The organism is Nocardia sp. 852002-20019_SCH5090214 (genome assembly GCF_001665865.1).
Classification (GTDB): Bacteria; Actinomycetota; Actinomycetes; order Mycobacteriales; family Mycobacteriaceae; genus Nocardia; species Nocardia nova.
In genome coordinates this window covers 1-506 of record NZ_LZMK01000256.1, presented here as the reverse complement: position 1 = coordinate 506, position 506 = coordinate 1, and the positions used below count along the sequence as shown (strand labels likewise).

1 pseudogene is annotated in these 506 nt (G+C 67.8%); it reads left to right on the top strand.

What is annotated here, in order from left to right:
• Positions 1–506, top strand: a pseudogene (locus A5780_RS43155) (DNA cytosine methyltransferase); the annotation flags it as partial.

Below are 506 nucleotides of genomic sequence, written 5' to 3'. Positions count from 1 at the left end.
CTCACGGGCCGGATCGCGGCCAACCACAACCCGGTCTGTGTGGCGGTGCACGAGCTGAACTTCCCCACGGTGGAACATCTTCCGCCCGGCGACGTCAGGGAGATCGATCTGACGCGGCTGCCCGCGACGGAGTTGTTCTGGGCGAGCCCGGCGTGCCCGGAATGGACGGACGCGAAGGGACAGAAACGCTACTTCGACCAGAGCAACCAGTACCGGTTCGACGAGGAACTCGGCATCGTCGAGGATCCGGCGTCCGGGCGCAGCCGGGCGCTGGTCGAGCAGATTCCCCGGTATCTGCGTGCGATGGCCGCGCGCGGCAAGCCGGTGCTGGCCGGGGTGATGGAAAACGTCGTGCAGTGCTGGAAGTGGGACGACCGGCATCGGTGGCTGCGCGAGATCCAGGACCTCGGTTACGAGACCCGGGTCATCGCCCTGAATTCCGCGCACGTGCTGCCGCGCACCTGCCTGCCGGTGCCGCAGTCCCGCGACCGGCTCTACATCGCGTA